Raw genomic sequence first — 18,737 nt, 5'->3', positions numbered from 1 at the left:
TCACCTACAATATGATGGGTCTAGACATATACTCAATTGAGGTGAGCGAATGGCAGTCGTAAAAGCTAGAAAGCAGGATATCGACATGTTAGCAAGGTTGCTTCGAGCTGAAGCGGAGACCGAAGGCGAAACAGGTATGCTGCTTGTTGGAAATGTTGGTATAAATCGAATAAGAGCAAATTGCTCTGATTTTAAAAATCTCCGGACAATTCCCCAAATGATCAATCAACCGCATGCGTTTGAAGCGTTACAACATGGGTTGTACTATCAAAACGCCAGAGAAAGAGAGCGTCGCTTAGCACAAAGAGCTGTCAATGGCGAGCGGGTTTGGCCAGGTAAATTCTCACTCTGGTATTTCCGACCGGGAACGTTCGATAATCCTGGACCATGTCCGGATACCTGGTACAATCAGCCGAAAGCTGGTCGTTACAAGAAGCACTGTTTTTATGAGCCGACCGCCAAAGAATGTCAAAATGTCTACAATACGTTTTAAAGATGGACATAAAACCGTTCGACAGGAAGAAAGAGCTGCCCAATGGACAGCTCTTTTCTTGTTTTACTTATTATTTAATTGATTTTGTTCCGCGAGATAACCTGGATTATCATAAGCACCACCAGGATCAATGTCGGTCACACCATCCCAAATATTCGCAACATCAACCTGATCAGGGTGTTCAAAGATAAGCAGACCAGAAGGCAGTCTTCTCTCGCCATATCGGCTTGATGGATGTGTGATCAGATCGCCACCTACGACCATTTCGGAGGAAGCACCTCCATCTAGGAAACCAGCATTAACACAACCTTCTTTTAAAAGGAGGTCTTGAACATCTTTTAGAGAAGCGCCAATACTCTTGGTCTGACGTCCGTCAATGACGATGATAACAATTACGCCATCTGCCCGTTGACCAATGGCTGTCCGCGGGTTAAGACCATCACCTACGATGGGAAGTGCCTTTCCATTCGCAATGATCCGCGGGTAAAAGGATACAGCATCAGTCACATGCAAGGCTAACAGCTCATCAATCGAATATTTTCCAATAATTAATTTCCCCGTATGGTCAAACGCTACGACTTGTTGAGGTACAGTTCCGTCAACGCTCGTATATAGAATTTTACCTCCAGACATAATAACTCCAATAGGAGCAAACCCATTACCTAGTCCTTGTGGGTCATCAAACCCTCCACCATTAACGCCTGCAAGTGCGCCTGTACGATTTACCATTGAACTGATTGTTTCGCCTTGCCCCACTTTACTTGGAACTACTACTCGGATTGCTCTTGGATCGTAGACAACCATTTTTTTGCCAATCCAGCCACGCCCAGCGATATCTTCAACATCAATGATCTTGCCATCTTGTTTCTGAATCGTGATTGCATTCAAATCTTGCTTCTCAATCGAGTTATTTTCGCTCATTTGCTGGACGTTTTGAATCATTTCATCCCGTTTCTTCACACCTACGAAGATCCACGCCCACTCCCGATGTTGGGTAGCAATAAAGGTGTCCGCAAGGAACAGGCGAATTCTCGATCCTGGTGGAGTTAAGAAAAGAAAACTTATAGATACACATGCAATTATCGTAAAAATGAGTAAGGAACGTTTCAGCCAGCTCACGCTTTGCTCATGTTTGTAAGTAATTCCCGCTAGCTTCATGATAATAAGTGCCTACTTTCTACTAATTTTGAATCAGTTCAAGCTAATATAAGTATACAAAATGAAACTGTAGCAAAGATGAAAATAAGCTTAAAATCTTCATTATTAAGGCGTGTAAATAGAACCAATCCTGCCAAATAATACATGGATCTGAGTAGTAGAAACACAAATGGCTACCCTGATGGGCAGCCATTTCATTGTATTAAGCTTTGTTATGAAGCTGAATGCGTTGAGTAACCCTGTTTGCCAATTCATGCGACGCTTGGTATAGATAAGTTAGAACAATATGTTGGATGTCAGTGGATATACTAGCTAGATCGGCAGCAAGATTCTCCACCAAATGCTCCTGTTGAACAGGAGGGAGGGAGGTATAATACTGTCCCGCTTGTGTGAAATTATCCGGATCAGGTATATCGGACCGAACGAGCCGACCTTCAACATATCTACCTTCGCCGCTGGTCTCGAGTGAACGTGGCGTCCAGTTCTGCTGATGATTAATAGGGATCTTCCGGAAATCAGAGCCTAAGCGATGTCGCTGTGAGTCCCAATATATATTCGTACGTCCTTGCAGCATTTTATCGTCCGATAACTCGGCTCCTTCTAATAAATTTGCTGGAGAAAAGGCGATTTTCTCGACTTGCTCCATAAAATTATCAGGATTGCGGTTTAGTACAAGCCTGCCTACCGGCATCAGTGGGAACTGCCTTTCATCCCAAACTTTGGTATCATCAAGTGGATCATAAGGCAGCTGAGTTCCATCGTCCGGGTCCATTAATTGAACATATAGCCCGTATTCGACAGTTTTACCTGCGGCTAGTGTATCAAAGAGGTCCTTACCTGCATAATCGGGATTTTCCCCAGCTAACTTAGCTGCTTCGCGGCTATCAATAACCTGTATACCTGCCATTGGGTACCAGTGATATTTCACAAATGTACGGACACCTTGCTCGTTCCGCCAGACATACGTGTTAACGCTATGACCTGGAATATGCCGGAGACTCTTGATGGTTCCAGCATCGGAGTATAATCGGACAAGGAAATGAGTGGCTTCTGGCGCGCGGGCTATGAAGCTCCAGAATCGTTCAGGGTCAATCAAATTATTAACTGGAGATGGCAGAAAGGCTTTAATAGACTCTGGAAATCGAATAGCATCCCGAACAGAGAAGACAGGGATATGATTACATAACAAATCGAACACGCCTTGTTCTGTATAAAACTTCGTAGAGAAACCGCGCACATTTCGAGACGTGTCTGGTGTACCTTTATTGCTTACAGCAAGGGAGAATCGGACTGTGACAGGAACTTGCTGGCCAGGTTTTTGCAGAAAGTGAAGCTTCGTATAAGCTGTCATCGAGTTCACGGTCTGAAAGTAACCAAAAGCACCATTACCTTTCACATGGACAGGTCTTTCAAGAATTTTGGTATGCACGAAAGTTTCTAAGGTTTCATGTAAGACACTATCTTGTTCCAGGACAGGTCCTTGACTCCCAACAGTTTGGGAATGAAATTTCGCAGGTGCGTCTCCTGACCATTCAGAAGCACCCTTCTGTTGAATAGGCTTTTGGGGTAATCCTCTGTTATCTTCCATTTCATAACCTCCTGTACACATATCACTGATTTAGATCGTTATGCTGGCATTTCAATATTTATGCCTAACGCCATATGTGCCAATGATGCAAACGGAAAAATCCAAGTTGACTTACTATCTACTAAAAGGTAGAATAATGACATGACCAAAAACAACAACAATAAAAACACATCAGAACTTATTCTGGACACAGCTCAAGCTTTTGTTCAGCAATATGGGTTTAACGGATTCAGCTATTCGCATATTGCCGAAAAAGTAGGTATACGCAATGCCAGTATTCATTATTACTTCCCGAATAAGGAGGATTTGGGAGAAGCTCTGATAGCTCGCTATCTCACTAATTTTAAAGCATATGTTGCTGGAATTGATGCAGAGATAACGAACAATCTAGAGAAGCTACGCAAATTCATCTTACTCTACAGTGGTCCTGTTCAAGATTACTGCGCTTGCCTAAGTGTCATGCTTTCGACGGATTTGGCTACTTTATCCGTCAAAGTGCAGGACGGGTTATCTCAGTTTTTTACCGCCAATCTAGATTGGTTGGAACGAGTGCTCGATGAGGGACGACGTGAAGGACATTTGAATTTCGAAGGCGCAACGGATGCACAAGCTCACCAATTTCTGGCTGCACTGCAAGGTGCACAATTACTGGCAAGAAGTTTCCATGATGTAAGCAAGTATGATAAGATTGCCGAGGGTTTAATATCCGCTTTAACTTGAAAAAGAAGGCGGATTTTTTCATATCAATTGTCTACTTTTTAATAGATAGATGATTTAATATGCTTCAAAGAGGAGGTGAGACATCATGTTGTATGAACTACGGATTTATCATGTTAATCCTGGTAAAATGCAGGTTCTTCATGAGAGATTCAGAGATCATGCGATCGATTTATTTTTAAAACATGGCATGAAGATTACGCATTATTGGGAAGATATCAATGAGTCAAACAACCGACTCTATTATGTTGTTGAACATGACAATATGGAAACCCGCAATCAAAATTACGAACGTTTCCGAAACGATCCGGAGTGGATTGAAGTGAAACGGATTTCTGAAATGGATGGACCTTATCTTAACAATCAGGAAAGTATATTTATGAAAGACACATCCTTTTTCCAGAACAAATGAAACTGACAGTACTATATCTAAACCATCATATAATTAGAAATGGAGCAAACCTACTATGAAAACATTAGTTATTATCACTCATCCAAATATCGAGCAATCCAACTGGAATAAAGCTTGGCTAGAAGCCTTAGAAACACAAGGTGATATCACAATTCATCAATTGTATAAAGAATATCCAGACGAAAATATCGATGTTGCCAAAGAACAAAAGTTAATTGAAGAACATGATCGAGTTATTTTCCAATATCCGCTCTTTTGGTATAGTACGCCATCTTTACTTAAAAAGTGGTTCGATACCGTCTTGCAATATGGGTGGGCTTTTGGTCCAGATGGCAATAAAACTGCTGGCAAAGAGATTGGTGTAGCGATATCGACATATGGCACGGAAGCTTCTTATCAGCATACTGGCTCTAACCGTTTTACACTTCAAGAAATATTACGTCCAATGGAAGCACTTGCCCAATTTATCAGCGCTTCCTATCTGCCTCACTTTGCACTAAGCGATACGTCTACAGTTACCGATGAGCGGTTAGCACAAAGCAGCAAGGATTACATTAAGCATCTTCAAACAGTAAAGCCGGTTTTAGTTACGAAATGAGTAGTTACGAATTGATGTATAATTGATTTACCTTTCAGTAGATAGATGGATTGTGACTAACAATCTTAAGGAGGTTATTACCATGCCGGTCGTTACGATTAAAGTAACCCGTGAGGGAACAACACCAGAGCATTCATCTGTTACAGCAGAAGAAAAGGCTGCACTTATCAAAGGTGTTAGCGAGCTTCTCCTTAACGTGCTTAACAAGCCATTGGAATCAACTCATGTTATTATTGAGGAAGTTGAGTTGGACAATTGGGGATGGGGCGGATTACCAGCACTTGAATTCCGCAATCAGCGATCCTCTCACAAGTGATAGGAGGCAGAAGATCATTCATCTGAATACAGCACTTTGCCGCATATTTGATATTCGTTATCCCATCTTCTTAGCGGGCATGGCAGGGGGTCCAGGTACGGTCAGCTTGACAGCTGCCGTGTCGAACGCAGGTGGACTGGGGACACTCGGAGCCGCCTATATGGAACCCAAAGCGATCCGTACAGCCATACGGGACATTCGTAAGTTAACGAACGCTCCATTTGGCGTAAATGTATTTGTCGCTCGAACTCCGGATGACAATTCGAGAACGCCAGAGGTTCAACAGGAACTGAATGCGATGAGAGCTAAACTTGGCATACCGCAGGTTGTGGCAGAAGACGTGAAGACACCCGATCATTTTGAACAACAAATCGCCGTTCTGCTAGAGGAAAAAGTGCCAGTGATCAGTACGGCTTTCGGCGTACTTCCACCTCACATGACAGAGCAAGCTAAAGCGGCAGGGATTCGAATTGTGACGATGGTGACTACGGTCGATGAAGCCATTCTTGCTGAACAAGCCGGATGTGACGCGATTGTTGCTCAGGGAAGTGAAGCTGGCGGTCACCGCGGAACATTTGACATCACCCATCGTCCTATGGGTTCTAATATTGGTACAATGGCATTAGTGCCGCAAATCGTTGCTCATGTTCAGGTTCCCGTTATCGCGGCAGGAGGAATTATGGATGGTCGTGGACTAGTCGCCGCGCTGGTACTCGGAGCACAGGGGGTTCAGATGGGTACACGATTCCTGACTTCCATTGAATCGGGAGCTCATATCGCGTATCAACATAAACTGCTTGCTAGTACCGAGGAGAGTACAGTGATTACGAATGTTTTTTCGGGTAGACCTGCCAGAGGGATCTCGAACGAATTTATTACAATGTGGGATCAGAACGGGGTAGAACCGCTACCGTTTCCGACTCAAAATACGGCCACAAGAGATATTCGAAATGCTGCTGCCAAGGAACATAATTCCGATTATATGTCATTATGGGCAGGGCAAGGTTTGCGACTGCTGACTGCTGGCCAAAGTGCAGGGCATATCATACAGGAAACTATTGACCAAGCACAAACCATTCTCACTCAAATTAAAAGTTCTTAAGTATTCATCGAGTTAGGAAAAGGATCCCAGAGCCATTATGGCACTGGGATCCTTTCTCATGTTGAGAATATTTTCAGAAAAATTTGGAAAAATAATTCTATTAGTGTTTGGGGGGCAATTCAGTGAAATGGTTTAGGAGATGGCTATACACGAAACCTGGGTATCCCATTATACCTGAGGATCATTTATCTGAAGAAGAGAACTCCGGATTAACAACGGATTTAGAGCAGAATGAAATCATTTTTAGACGTATATTCCACAACAGTGATGATATTGTTTTTCGTAAAGTTCAAATGTGTGGACAAAACCATTGGCTGGTTATCTACTTTGAAACACTTGTTGATGAAGTGCTGATTGACGACTACGTATTGAAACCGATGATAGCCAAATCTGACAAACAGGAACAGGTCGTCATTGAGAAAACAGACTCACTGGATGATCTTATTATTTCCACTGGATTGACGTGTGTTACATCCAAAGTAGCTGAAATTGTCAAACAAGTGTTAAAAGGCCAAGCAGCTGTTCTAACCATTGGGAACAGTGATGCCATGATGGTCAAAGTGAATAGTAAATCACATCGAAGTCTTGAAGAACCTTCATCTGAACCTGTCATTCGAGGTCCAAGGGATGGATTTATTGAAAATCTCTCAACGAATATTGGGTTAATCCGCAGCAGGCTGAAAACAGCAAGGCTTAAAATGGAATGCCTTACGATAGGGGAGCTTACCCAAACCGAAGTCGTAATTACATATATCGCTGGTATTGCTTCCGAAACGGTCATTGAGGAAGTCCGAGAAAGGGTATCTCGGATTCAAATTGATGGCATTATTGACTCCGGGTATGTGGAGGAATTCATTGAAGATAGTCCGTATTCTCCTTTTCCACTTGTGCACAGTACGGAACGACCAGATGTTGTTGCTGCCGAGTTACTAGAAGGGAAAATAGCTATTATCGTCGATACTTCTCCTTTTGTACTCATTGTTCCCATGACGTTCTGGACGGGTCTCCAAGCAAGTGAGGATTACTATGTTCGCTGGCCTATTGCAACTTTTGTCCGGTGGATTCGATTCCTTTTCATCAGTATCGCGATATTTGCTCCTCCGCTATATGTGGCGATTACGACCTTCAATCAGGAAATGATTCCTACCAATCTGGTGTTAAGTATTGCCTCCTCAAGAGAGCCTGTTCCTTTGCCTGCTGTAATCGAAGCATTCATCATGGAAATTATCTTTGAAGCCTTACGGGAAGCAGGGATTCGATTACCGAAACAGATAGGCCAAGCGATTAGCATAGTTGGGGCATTGGTTATCGGTCAAGCGGCTGTACTTGCGGGTATTATTTCCGCTCCAGTCGTTATTATTGTATCGATTACAGGGATTGCCGCGTTTACGATTCCTCGCTATAGCTTTGCAAATGGCATCCGATTACTACGGTTTCCAATGCTGTTTTTGGCAGGTACACTCGGTCTATATGGCATTGTCATTGGGTTTATGGGCATTGTGTTACATATCACGTCGCTTCGATCATTCGGTGTTCCCTATTTCACACCAGCAGCCCCGATGTCTTTCTCGGATTTGAAGGATGTTTTCATCCGGGTGCCGATATGGGCAAAAACGCTTCGTCCACAATCAACAGGATCGAGCAACCCGTTCCGTGAGCCAGCAGGTCAGAAACCAAGTCCAGAAAATGCGGGGAAAGGGAAAGGGGCTTCAGAATGAAACCATTCCTTTACATTGGCTTGCTATTCACATTATTGATCACAAGTGGATGTTGGGATCGTACAGAGATTAATGATCTTGCTTTCATCATGGGGACTGCCTTTGATATAACGGATGATGGGGACTATATCCTATCTCATCAAATTGCGATTCCTTCTTCCTCCCAGGGAGGACCGGGGAGTGGTGGGAGCGGCAATGAGAAGTTTTTTGTGATATCTGCTGTTGGCAAGAGTATTAATGAAGCGTTCTATAGGCTCCAGAAGAAGAGTTCACGCAGGTTGTTTACGGCACATCGCGTTGTTATTTTCATTGGTGAGCGATTATCCAAAAGCGGAATTGCCGATATTCTCGACATTTATACGCACGATTCGAAACAACGTTTAAAAACATACATGATGGTGGTTAAGGGGGGAGAAGGGCGGGACATATTGAAAGTCAAATACCCCTTTGAACAAGTGCCCAGCGAGGCAATTAAAGAAATGGAAGCTTTAAATAGCGAGTTAGCGATCACATTGCGCGACTTTTTTCTAGCTTCATCTGGAGAAGGAATAAGTCCTGTGTTGGGAGCTATAACACCTGATGGCATAACAGAAGGTTTAAAAGAAGGCCATATTTTTAAGCTAGCTGGATCAGCCATTTTCAAAGACTTCAAATTAGCAGGATTTCTAAATGAGAGTGAAACCAATGGGTTCCTATGGGTGACAGATCGAATGAAGTATGGCAGTTTAAACGCTAGTATCCCAGAAGCTGGTGGAACGGTGGGGATGATACTGTCAAAAGCAAGCCGTAAAATTACCCCGCTAATCAACGGTGATAAGGTTACATTTAAATTAAAACTGCAAGGTGAAGGCAATATATGGGAAAATAATACCAATTTAGATATTCGAAAACCAGATAATATTAAAATTGTACAGAAGTCATTGGAGAACTCCGTTGAAAGACAAGTCCATGAAGCACTATCCAAAGTCCAATCACTTTACAAAGTTGATAGTGTTGGTTTCGGCAGAGAAATTTACCGAAATAAGCCGAAACAGTGGAAAATGTTGAAAGCTGAATGGAATGATAAGTTTCCAGAGGTAGACGTTTCCCTTGAAGTGTCGATCAATATTTTAGGCAGCGGGATGGCAGGTCCTCCTTTACATTTGGAAAGAAAGGAGATCAAGAAATGATTTTCTATACAATCGTATTCGTAGGTTTCCTACTTGTATGGTCCTTTGTTAGAATTCGCTTTTTCCTCAGCGTGCAAAAAAACAAAGAAGCGGCTGTATTCGGTACTTTGATTGGTGTATCCTCGATTGTTGGTTCGTTATTAATTTTTCGGGTCAACCTGCCGAGCATGGTTGTCCCGTTCAAAATTATATTTGAACCTATTGGAACCCTGCTTTTAATGCAGTGAACGATTCATTTTTCCTTTGATTGTGTCGATCATGAGAAGTAGCAGTGGGATAAGACTTTGTGTGACTAAACCAGCGCTTGGGTAAATCAAAGTCAGATAGGTTTGAAGTTCCGCACCATTCTTGAAAACCCAGGCCGATCCAATGAGACTCAATAGGGTTATTGGTGCAACAAGATCACGATAATTTTGGATGCGGAATAGTTGGCTTATACTAATACATAATATAAACAACGACACGGACACTTTTGAAAAACTTCCAAGAACCCATATCATAACAGCGATTGCCTCTAGACGTTCAAATGAACCTTCAATTCCAATGTATTGCATGACACTTAAATACGAATAGTTCAGTTGACCTGTTAATGATCCGAGTATCATAATCGCCGAAATGACAACGATAAAAACAAATATAAATATAGCTAAAAGTGCAAATAGAGAGACTTTGAATGCCTTTTGGGGCTGATTCAAATAAGGCAGAAGCCAGCCCAGAATAAACAATTGATTCATAAATGCGCCTCCCGGAAGGATTGCTCCTTGTAAAACCGGCAGAATTCCATCGCCTATAATAGGCTTTAACTGTTCAGAATCTACAGATCCAATCGTCAAAATCAAGAGAGGGATCAAAAAAATCAATTTCATTGGTGTCAAAAACTCTGTACATCTTCCTATGACTTCGATTCCCATATAGACAGCTAAACCGCAAAGAATTAATAATGTCAGACTTCCTATGATGGCCGGACTTCTTGGTAATAACAGTGCTTTAATGAAAAAGGTATGCTGTATGGTCATAATGGAAATGGACATATACCAAAAGTAGATGTAGTATAAGCCCAGACATGTTCCTAACCATTTCCCCAGAATTTTTTGACTGTATTGGATAATCGTCAAACCAGGATAACGTTTCGAAAGTAGGATCATCACCCAAATACTTAATAATCCGGTCAATGTGGATGGGAATACGGAAATCCAAGCATCTTGCTTGGCATACATCGCCATTAACCCAGGAAGCGTTAAGATGATCGTTGAAGCTACAAAAGAGAAAAGGATAATACCAAACTGATTAACTGTAATTTTTTCTGTGGTTTGCATCGTTACACTCCTCTCCTAACCTCAGAGAGGTTGCTCCAAGTATTGACTTTTAGTACCAAATTTATACAAATAAAGAGCTTGTCATGTAGGAAAACAGAGTCGATTAAGACAATTTCATGTGAACCATGTTCTTCCTCTTGTAATTAGGGGAATATGAGACTAAAATCAATCTATGCGATGAGTCAACAAACGTTTGGAGGTGTAAAATGATGATCACCAACATGGATCTGTGTAATTGTACAAAGCTAAGACGCGCAGCACGTCATATCTCGCGTTTCTATGATACTTGCTTGTCAGAGTCGGGTTCAGGGCTGCGAGCAACGCAGTACGCCATCTTAGGATACGTGAAGAACCGAGGAGCGCAGACAATGAATGAACTTGCGGAGCTTATGACAATGGATCGTGCAACAATTGGACATAATCTACGGCCATTGGAACGTGATGGTTTGGTAAGTATTCAGGTAAGTGAACGTGATCGGCGTGCTAGAATTGTTTCAATTACCGATGAAGGTCTAAGGCGTATGGAGTTAGGAAGACGGGGCTGGGAGCGCGCCCAAGCTGAATTTGAAAGGAAATTTGGCAATGACAATGCAGATTCTATGAGGAAAATGATGGATGGCGTTATTAACATCAGTTTTCATACATGATTGAAGAACTATGAGAATATCGACGGTAATGATCATAATTTTAGTATTATCTATCATTCTCGTCGATTGGATGTATGCCTATGGCGAAATATAATGACTTGGTCAGTATTGTGTGATGCTTAATAGGGGCATATGAGACTAAAATTCGATAACTAACTTGCAATAAACAGCTCAATTTGTAGCAAACTAGAAAGAAATAAAGCACGGGCTCTTAAAGAGGAGAAACTTATGAAAAGAATGCTTTGGGTTGTATTAATCATGTCTTGCGGTGCCACGTTTATATCGTCCATATTCCCTCTATACGGGGAACATTATCGACTGAGCAGTTTGGAAATCACGATATTGTTTGCCGTTTATGCCGCTGCTTTGCTGCCAACCTTACTTGTTGTAGGTGCGAGAGGGAATGCCTGGGGATTGAAGAACGTACTTCGATATAGTATTTGGATATCAATCGCGTCAACGTTGATGTTCATAATTAGTACCAACAGTTGGATGCTATATGCGGGGAGGATATTGGAAGGCATCGCCTATGGCGCTTTTACAGGTACAGCCAGCGCGTTTCTGTTAAAACAAACCGCTAAAGAAAAAGTGGGAACAGCACTAAAGTTATCAGGGGTTGTAGTGAACATTGGTTTTGGACTGGGACCAGCTATCTCGGGTTTAATCGTGCAATATCTGCAGGTTCAACCGCTTCGTTTACCGTTTTGGATTCTGCTCGTTATGTTGTTTAGTTCTTTGGTTGTGTTGGAACTGCTGCCGAAACACGAGGATTTAGAGGCACAGAAGTCAGTTAAAGCAAAGATTTCACTGGGCGTGCCTGATCAGATACGTACGCATTTCTGGTCTTTTATCGGGCTTCCGATCTTTACCGTCTTTACATTAGGTGGCGTAGTGTTTTCACTTATCCCATCATTCGTCAAACATGTTATTCACACGAACAATCTGTCTATATCGGGATTGTTAATCTTATTGCTATTAGGCGGAGGGGCGCTGATGCAGTTCTTCCCTTGGCCGCGTAATCCCGTTACACGGATGCGGATTGCAATCTTGTCTTTAGCCACTGGATCATGGGTTATTGTATTTTCTGGTCAGGCTGAGAGCTTGTTCTTACTATGGGCCGGTATATTCATTCAAGGAATTGGCGCCGGATGGACCTTTCAGGTTGCATTACGGTTTGCCGGGCAGTTGCCGAAGCCGGAAGAACGTCCGCGAGTAATTTCAGCATTTTATTTATGTGCTTATTTCGGGTTTATTGTGCCACCTGTTGGCGTTGGCGTCCTGACTCAATTTTTTAATCTAAATGTATCTTTGGTTATTTTCAATCTGTTCGCAGCATTAATTGTCATCTATGTGTTAATTTATTCCGTTAGGTTCAATCGTTATTTCACTAAAATTACGTCGCAATAATAAACTCCTTGTTATAACCGCGGCGCATCTGATGAATAATAATGGCGTTGAAGCTGGAAGGTAGACAGTTGCGCATACGCGGATCAAAATTAGATCATTGATAATTTGCAGTATGGCAGGATAAGCTGCACACAACTTGTGAAAAATAAACCAGTCAAAAAGAGGAGATGTTACTATGATAACAATGGAAAAGAAATTGTACACGGCTACTGTAAATGTTGAAGGTGGAAGAGAAGGTAAAGCAGTTTCGACCGATGGCAACCTTAACTTGGACTTGAGATATCCGAAGGAGCTAGGCGGCCCAGGTAATGGAGTTAATCCGGAGCAGCTGTTTGCAGCTGGATTCGCTGCATGCTTTGAAGGTGCAATGGGAACTATTATTAGGAAAAAAGGTGTTAAAACCGAAGGCATCTCAATAGTTTCAAACGTTTCACTCGGCAAGGATGCCAATGACGGCTATGTACTTGCCGTTCATTTCGACATTACAGTAAAAGGCATTGATCTCAGTGTAGCTCAGGAAATTGTCGATGAAGCCCATAAAGTTTGTCCTTATGCCAGAGCAACACAAGGCAATATCGAAGTTATAACGAATGTGATTGGCTAACGTTTTATTTCTCAAAAACCCCGCTTGCCGAAAGCGGGGTTTTCATTATCTTAAACCTACATATGGAATTCAGGCTTCTATATCCATTTTACAGTGTACATAATGAGGAGGGTAAAGATGAAAATCCTTTCATTAAGCAAAGAGACTTTTAGGGGACAGATCGATCATGGGATTACACTTGTTGACTTTTATGATCCTAGCAACAAAACTTGTCAAGAGCAGCTTGCCATTGATGAGAAGTTGGCTCTGGATGTAAGAAATAAGGCTACCATTACTAAAGTTGATATCCAACAGGAAAAAGAACTTGCAGCTGAATACGGTGTGTCGAGCGTTCCAACCTTAATGCTGTTTAAAGATGGATATCAAGTAGAGACATGGGATGGGCAGCAAACGAAAGAAGTCTTGGAGCAACCTATCATTAACTATGCAACCATGGGTGATTCGTGTGTGTAATGAATATTTTCGGGCAACTCAAAAGACTACAATCACCTATTCCTCTTAGGTGAATGCGGTCTTTTTATTTTAACTATTTTCAACTTTTTGCATGTTGACTGATTGCTATAATAGGTTTATATTTAATATTATTAGAATAAATAATTATAGGATATTAGAATAGATAAACATTATACCCTATCTGATAAGGAGCAATTCATATGACAATTCAAATATTAGGACCAGCACAGCAAGGCAAAGAAGAATTTGATGGTGGTAAAATAACGGCGCAGAAACCATTAGGTTTCTCTGGCCAAGGTGCTGCTACGGTAAGATTGGGACCGCTATTCTATTGGGCTTGGGGACGTGCAGCGGCGGCAGGAGGGATTGGCTTTCATCCTCACCAGGGGTTTGAGATTCTATCTTATGGGATCGCAGGTCAAGGCTTTCACCGCGACACGTTAGGTACGGAAAGCACACTTCAGCCCGGAGATATTCAACTCATGCAAGCGGGCTCGGGTATGCAGCATGCTGAGAGCGTTGATGCGGGCTTCGAAAGCTTTCAAATTTGGCTGGAGCCTTACTTGAATGATGCTGTGCGGCGAGAGCCAACCTATTCACTTTACAAGTCCGAGGAGTTCCCTATAACGAATCAGAATGGCGTTAAGGTTAAGACCATTCTGGGTGAAGGATCCCCTGTCCGTAATCTCGTAAGTGACGCGCGTATGTTTGACATCGAAGTTGAAGCAGGTGCGTCCTATGTTCATCGGTTATTACCCAACCGCACACTTGGCGGTCTTGCGATTAGAGGGAACGGTGGAACATTCATGATAACGGGAGAAGAGCCCGTGCAATTTGTGAATAAAGACTTTGCGATCGCTCAAACGGACCAAGAGAAAGATACCATCATTCGTGCGGCTGGAGAGACACTTCGAATATTTCTAATTGAAGTTCCTACTAAAGTCGATTATCCTTTGTATAACAAAGCTAGATAAGGTGGTTGAAGAATGACTGAACGCGATGCTGAAGGTAAAGCACTTGATTTAAGGCTTACACGCGTACTAAAAAACATGGTGAACGTATTGTATGGAAGCTTAGAACGCGACATTGACAGCTATGGCCTTAGTAGAGAAACCTTTCAAATTCTTGAGTTACTCTACAATAAAGGCCCACACCCGATTCAGAAAATAAGTGATACCTTTGCAATCCCAAGCGGAAGTATCACGTATGTGGTTGATAAGTTGGAAAAGAAAGCGTTCGTAGAACGACTTCCCATTCCAGGAGATCGACGTAAAACGAATGTGGCTTTAACTGAAGCTGGACGCAACTACTTCGATACGATTTTCCCTACTCATGTGCAAACCATTTCGAACAATTTGTCTTATATAACGGATGAGGAAAAGCTCCAACTTATTGCGTTGATGAAGAAGATAGGTTATGGGATTAAGAATGCGCAAGATGAACAAACGGATAACGTTGAATAACTTCGGTTACTCACGACCATAAAAATCCCTATCGCATTGAATGCGATGGGGATTTTTAAGTTTTTGTCAAATGGGGAACCCTGTTAAATGGTAGGCACAGTGCCGCCATCAATCACATACTCGCTTCCCGTAATGGAAGCTGCACGATCCGATACGAGGAATGCTGCGAGCTCGGCGACTTCCGATGGCGAGCCGGGCCGTCCAATCGGTATTCCGCCTAAAGAATTCATAAGATCTTGCAAAGCGGCTTCGCGGCTTCCTGCAACGGTTGCAATTCGATCGATTAAACGATCTGCTGCTTCGGTTTGAATAAAGCCAGGTGCAATGGTATTGATTCGGATCCCTTTCGGGGAGAACTCTTTAGATAAGCCTTTACTGTAAGTGGTTAGGGCGGCTTTGGCTGCTGCATACGCCAGTGTCGTTTCGTATAATGGCATTGTTCTCTGAATAGAGCTAATGTGAATGATAGCACCTTTGCCTTGCTCTACCATGAATGGTAACAAATTTCTGTCCAGACGAACGGAACCAAGTAGATTTAAGTTTAACGTTTGCAACCAGTCTTCTTCTGTTAATGCTAATGCTCCACCAGGTGGCGTGGATGAACCGCCTACCGTATTAATAAGGATGTCGATACCACCCAGTTGTTCTTTCACAGCCTCAACGATAAGCGCCGTACCTTCCGATTGCGTAACATCAGCTTGGATGAAATGTACATTCTGTATATGGTCATCTGAGGGAATTGTACGTGCAGTTGTTAATACTGTGGCTCCAGCTTCAGCCAACCTTTTCACAATCGCAAATCCCATTCCTTTGGTACCACCTGTTACTAATGCACGTTTCCCTGTAAATTCATTCTCATAAGAATACTTCATTATAAATTCTCCTCTTTTAAATAATATGGCATACATGCAATCACATGTGTAAGCTTACGCTTAAACCCTACATACGTCTAATTTATAATTCTAATAAATTTAATTAATAAAATTCATGTATAATAGGTAAGAGCTTAAACTTTCCTTGCTCCAATCATTAAGAAAAGTTATGATATTCTCATAAGACATAAGTAAAATGAATGAGGGTTCGTGTATGGAACTTACGCAATTAGAGTACTTTTTAAAGGTTGCCCAGATGGAACATTTGACGAAAGCTGCTGAAGCTTTATCTATTACGCAGCCTGCGCTGAGTCACGCCATTTCGAAGCTAGAAACTGAGCTTGGCGTCGATTTGTTTGAAAGAAAAGGCAGGAACCTTCGAATAAACCGTTACGGTACTTTGTTCGCGAAGCGAGTGGAGAAGATTATGCTAGAGGTGGAGCGAGGGAAGAATGAAATTGAAGAATACATTAACCCGGAATCAGGTATCATACATCTTTCATATTTAAATATTTTGGGTGTAGATTTAATACCTCATTTGATACGTGAATATCAACTTGCCAACCCGAAAATCAATTTTGAACTAACACAAGGAGACAAAGGCGCTATTCTAGATCAGGTTGAGCAAGGTTATTCGGATATTATGATCACCTCTGAAAGACCTGTCAGTGAAGCATTTCATTGGTTGCCAATTCTGACACTGCCGTTGTACGTCGTAGTCTCCTCCGATCACCCTTTTGCGGGTAAGGAGTTCATTTCGTTAAAAGAAATTACCGGGGAGCCGTTTGTAGGATTAAAACAGAACTGCTCTTTAAAGGACTCGCTGCTAACACGTGTACATCATATGAATTTCACGCTAGCTTCATCCTACGATGCGGAGGATCTCCCCACAGTGGCAGGTTTCGTGGCAGCAGGACTTGGCGTATCTGTGTTGCCGAAAACAGCTGGATTGAAACTAGATGGATTGCAGTGGCTTCAGATCCAAGACGCAGGGTGGCAGTGGGAAGTCGGTGTGCATGTCAAGAAAGATCGGTTTCTGTCCCCAGCAACACAGAAATTCATCAGCTATATTGAGGCTAAGTACCCAAGATAAGTTAATACAATTCAGTGATCTAACTGCTACATGACATAGTAATCTAGGGGGAGTCATTATGACAGCAACCATCATCAATGCAGAAGTAGTTATGCAAGAACTTGAAGCACTTGGCAAGGAACGAATGAAGAAAATGTACATGACGAATGGCGCTCATGAGCCCGTATTTGGCGTAGCAACAGGCGCGATGAAACCGCTTGTAAAGCAAATTAAAATAAACCAGCCATTAGCGGAAGAACTTTATGCAACAGGGAACTATGACGCTATGTACTTTGCCGGCATCATCGCAGATCCCAAAGCAATGACGGTTGGGGATTATGAACGTTGGATGGATGCAGCGTATTTCTATATGTTGTCTGATTATGTCGTTGCTGTAACGCTATCTGAAGCGGATATTGCGCAGGAAGTTGCGGATACATGGATTGCCAGTGGTGAGGAACTGAGAATGTCAGCGGGATGGAGTTGTTACTGTTGGCTTCTGGGGAATCGCAAAGACACTGAATTTGAGGTAAGCAAAATATCCAATTTGCTTGAATTGGTGACAAATACGATTCACGATGCACCCGAACGAGCGAAGTATGCGATGAATAATTTCATCTATACAGTAGCCGTATCCTTCTTGCCGCTTCATGATAAGGCAATTGAAACTGCAAGAGTTGTAGGCCCAGTTGAAGTCACACAGGACAAGACGAAGAGTAAATTTCTGAACGCTACGAATAATATTCAAAAAGCCGTAGATAGAGCTCAAATCGGATTCAAGCGTAAACATGTAAGGTGTTAATACACTAGAACAAATGTATATTTGTAGAAACAAGTCCGTGTCTTTCGCGGGCTTTTTTTAATTTTTGAACAGATGATCCGAATGATCGTCTAATTGTAAGGGGAGTTTTACCAATCCCATGAGGGGAAGTTTTCGTTAAAACGGACGATTATGTAGGAGAGTGACATTGGAAATGGACAGCTATTGGAATCACAATACAGCATTTCACGATGAGTTAATAGCAGATGCTAAGTTACGCGGAGGACGCGTGCTCGACATTGGGTGTGGGGACGGACTACTTCTTCAACGCCTCTCGCCATGCGTACCCCAGGTTATCGGGATCGACCCAGATCATACAGCGATTGCGCTTGCGCAAAGGCGACTTGCTGCAATCTCGAATGTGGCGCTCATTAACAGCGACTTCCTTACTGTGCCAGTGCCAATGCAAGAGGAACAATATGCAACTGTAATCAGTGTTGCGACACTACATCATATGGATTTGAGAAGCGCACTTTTACGAATGAGGCAAGTACTCGCACCTGGTGGTCGACTCCTCATCATCGGTTTAGCAGAGGATAAATCATTAATGGATTTGGTGATTTCTGGATCCCTGCTTCTCCCGATCCGCATTATGGATCGAATTCACGGCGGGATAGGCAACCCTAAAGTTAGGATTTCAGCTCCAAAAGAAACCTTAAGGGAGATTCGTCAAGTTGCAAAAGAGATTCTTCCTGGAGCAAAAGTCCGACGACGATTCTATTATCGTTACCTTCTTTCATGGGACAAACCTTTGGAGTAGATAAATAATCTGACTAAAGTAGCTCGCTAGTAGCCGCAACCTGCGGTAGACA

General features: G+C 42.5%; 22 protein-coding genes. 18 read left to right on the top strand and 4 right to left on the bottom strand.

The features are described from left to right. Nucleotides 1-49 precede the first annotated feature (49 nt). A complete protein-coding gene (locus HQN88_RS04835) occupies nucleotides 50-493 on the top strand; it encodes a cell wall hydrolase (protein WP_173109105.1) in 444 nt (147 codons plus the stop codon). 63 nt (nucleotides 494-556) lie between these two features. Here HQN88_RS04835 and HQN88_RS04830 read toward each other — a convergent pair whose 3' ends face one another. Further along, nucleotides 557-1,651: a phosphodiester glycosidase family protein gene (locus tag HQN88_RS04830; protein ID WP_173109104.1), complete on the bottom strand. Its 1,095-nt coding sequence runs from the start codon at nucleotides 1,649-1,651 to the stop codon at nucleotides 557-559. A gap of 202 nt (nucleotides 1,652-1,853) precedes the next feature. Beyond that, nucleotides 1,854-3,239, bottom strand: coding sequence for a catalase (locus HQN88_RS04825; RefSeq protein WP_173109103.1), 1,386 nt, complete (start codon nucleotides 3,237-3,239; stop codon nucleotides 1,854-1,856). A 141-nt stretch (nucleotides 3,240-3,380) separates the two neighbouring features. Here HQN88_RS04825 and HQN88_RS04820 point away from each other — a divergent pair, with 141 nt between their 5' ends. The 8 genes from HQN88_RS04820 (at nucleotide 3,381) to HQN88_RS04785 (ending at nucleotide 9,498) form a co-directional block, all read left to right on the top strand. Next, complete coding sequence (locus tag HQN88_RS04820) at nucleotides 3,381-3,959, top strand: TetR/AcrR family transcriptional regulator (protein WP_173109102.1); 579 nt, start codon at nucleotides 3,381-3,383, stop codon at nucleotides 3,957-3,959. Nucleotides 3,960-4,044: 85 nt separating this feature from the next. Then, entirely contained in the window at nucleotides 4,045-4,368 is a 324-nt protein-coding gene (locus HQN88_RS04815) for an NIPSNAP family protein (RefSeq protein WP_173109101.1), read from the top strand. Nucleotides 4,369-4,423: 55 nt separating this feature from the next. Then, entirely contained in the window at nucleotides 4,424-4,966 is a 543-nt protein-coding gene (locus HQN88_RS04810; RefSeq protein ID WP_173109100.1) for an NAD(P)H-dependent oxidoreductase, read from the top strand. Between the two features lie 82 nt (nucleotides 4,967-5,048). Continuing rightward, nucleotides 5,049-5,282: a tautomerase family protein gene (locus tag HQN88_RS04805; protein ID WP_173109099.1), complete on the top strand. Its 234-nt coding sequence runs from the start codon at nucleotides 5,049-5,051 to the stop codon at nucleotides 5,280-5,282. After that, nucleotides 5,248-6,384 carry an NAD(P)H-dependent flavin oxidoreductase gene (locus HQN88_RS04800; RefSeq protein ID WP_246320046.1) on the top strand — a complete coding sequence of 379 codons (1,137 nt, stop codon included), beginning with the start codon at nucleotides 5,248-5,250 and terminating at the stop codon, nucleotides 6,382-6,384. Before HQN88_RS04805 ends, HQN88_RS04800 begins: the two co-directional genes overlap by 35 nt. A 122-nt stretch (nucleotides 6,385-6,506) precedes the next feature. Continuing rightward, nucleotides 6,507-8,102, top strand: coding sequence for a spore germination protein (locus HQN88_RS04795; RefSeq protein WP_173109097.1), 1,596 nt, complete (start codon nucleotides 6,507-6,509; stop codon nucleotides 8,100-8,102). Beyond that, nucleotides 8,099-9,271: a Ger(x)C family spore germination protein gene (locus HQN88_RS04790; protein ID WP_173109096.1), complete on the top strand. Its 1,173-nt coding sequence runs from the start codon at nucleotides 8,099-8,101 to the stop codon at nucleotides 9,269-9,271. Before HQN88_RS04795 ends, HQN88_RS04790 begins: the two co-directional genes overlap by 4 nt. Next, on the top strand, nucleotides 9,268-9,498 hold the full coding sequence (locus HQN88_RS04785; protein ID WP_173109095.1) for a hypothetical protein: 231 nt from the start codon (nucleotides 9,268-9,270) through the stop codon (nucleotides 9,496-9,498). The genes HQN88_RS04790 and HQN88_RS04785 overlap by 4 nt, the downstream gene beginning before the upstream one ends. Here the strand turns inward: HQN88_RS04785 and HQN88_RS04780 are convergent. Further along, nucleotides 9,487-10,587, bottom strand: a complete 1,101-nt coding sequence (locus HQN88_RS04780; protein ID WP_173109094.1) for a GerAB/ArcD/ProY family transporter — start codon at nucleotides 10,585-10,587, stop codon at nucleotides 9,487-9,489. The genes HQN88_RS04785 and HQN88_RS04780 overlap by 12 nt on opposite strands. A 206-nt stretch (nucleotides 10,588-10,793) precedes the next feature. On the opposite strand from HQN88_RS04780, the gene HQN88_RS04775 reads away from it, so the two are divergent. The 6 genes from HQN88_RS04775 (at nucleotide 10,794) to HQN88_RS04750 (ending at nucleotide 15,161) form a co-directional block, all read left to right on the top strand. Beyond that, complete coding sequence (locus HQN88_RS04775) at nucleotides 10,794-11,234, top strand: MarR family winged helix-turn-helix transcriptional regulator (protein WP_173109093.1); 441 nt, start codon at nucleotides 10,794-10,796, stop codon at nucleotides 11,232-11,234. Nucleotides 11,235-11,396: 162 nt separating this feature from the next. Continuing rightward, nucleotides 11,397-12,641 (top strand): MFS transporter, encoded by a 1,245-nt coding sequence (locus HQN88_RS38290; RefSeq protein ID WP_337995229.1) that lies wholly within the window; start codon nucleotides 11,397-11,399, stop codon nucleotides 12,639-12,641. Between the two features lie 175 nt (nucleotides 12,642-12,816). Further along, nucleotides 12,817-13,245, top strand: a complete 429-nt coding sequence (locus HQN88_RS04765; protein ID WP_173109091.1) for an organic hydroperoxide resistance protein — start codon at nucleotides 12,817-12,819, stop codon at nucleotides 13,243-13,245. Between the two features lie 117 nt (nucleotides 13,246-13,362). Then, nucleotides 13,363-13,698 carry a thioredoxin family protein gene (locus HQN88_RS04760; protein WP_173109090.1) on the top strand — a complete coding sequence of 112 codons (336 nt, stop codon included), beginning with the start codon at nucleotides 13,363-13,365 and terminating at the stop codon, nucleotides 13,696-13,698. 200 nt (nucleotides 13,699-13,898) lie between these two features. After that, entirely contained in the window at nucleotides 13,899-14,672 is a 774-nt protein-coding gene (locus tag HQN88_RS04755) for a pirin family protein (RefSeq protein WP_173109089.1), read from the top strand. 12 nt (nucleotides 14,673-14,684) lie between these two features. After that, nucleotides 14,685-15,161, top strand: a complete 477-nt coding sequence (locus HQN88_RS04750) for a MarR family winged helix-turn-helix transcriptional regulator (protein ID WP_173109088.1) — start codon at nucleotides 14,685-14,687, stop codon at nucleotides 15,159-15,161. A gap of 83 nt (nucleotides 15,162-15,244) precedes the next feature. Here HQN88_RS04750 and HQN88_RS04745 read toward each other — a convergent pair whose 3' ends face one another. Continuing rightward, nucleotides 15,245-16,033: an SDR family oxidoreductase gene (locus HQN88_RS04745; RefSeq protein ID WP_173109087.1), complete on the bottom strand. Its 789-nt coding sequence runs from the start codon at nucleotides 16,031-16,033 to the stop codon at nucleotides 15,245-15,247. Nucleotides 16,034-16,247: 214 nt separating this feature from the next. Between HQN88_RS04745 and HQN88_RS04740 the strand changes: the two genes are divergently transcribed. From HQN88_RS04740 to HQN88_RS04730, 3 genes are all read left to right on the top strand, one after another. Next, nucleotides 16,248-17,126: a LysR family transcriptional regulator gene (locus HQN88_RS04740; protein WP_173109086.1), complete on the top strand. Its 879-nt coding sequence runs from the start codon at nucleotides 16,248-16,250 to the stop codon at nucleotides 17,124-17,126. A 73-nt stretch (nucleotides 17,127-17,199) separates the two neighbouring features. Continuing rightward, nucleotides 17,200-17,907 (top strand): DNA alkylation repair protein, encoded by a 708-nt coding sequence (locus tag HQN88_RS04735; protein WP_173109491.1) that lies wholly within the window; start codon nucleotides 17,200-17,202, stop codon nucleotides 17,905-17,907. A 172-nt stretch (nucleotides 17,908-18,079) separates the two neighbouring features. Beyond that, entirely contained in the window at nucleotides 18,080-18,685 is a 606-nt protein-coding gene (locus HQN88_RS04730; protein ID WP_173109085.1) for a class I SAM-dependent methyltransferase, read from the top strand. The last annotated feature ends 52 nt before the right edge of the window (nucleotides 18,686-18,737 follow it).

This window comes from Paenibacillus qinlingensis (genome assembly GCF_013204845.1).
In the GTDB taxonomy this organism is placed as follows: domain Bacteria; phylum Bacillota; class Bacilli; order Paenibacillales; family NBRC-103111; genus Paenibacillus_E; species Paenibacillus_E qinlingensis.
Note: the sequence above shows the minus strand (reverse complement) of the source record. Positions and strands in the feature narration are given on the sequence as shown.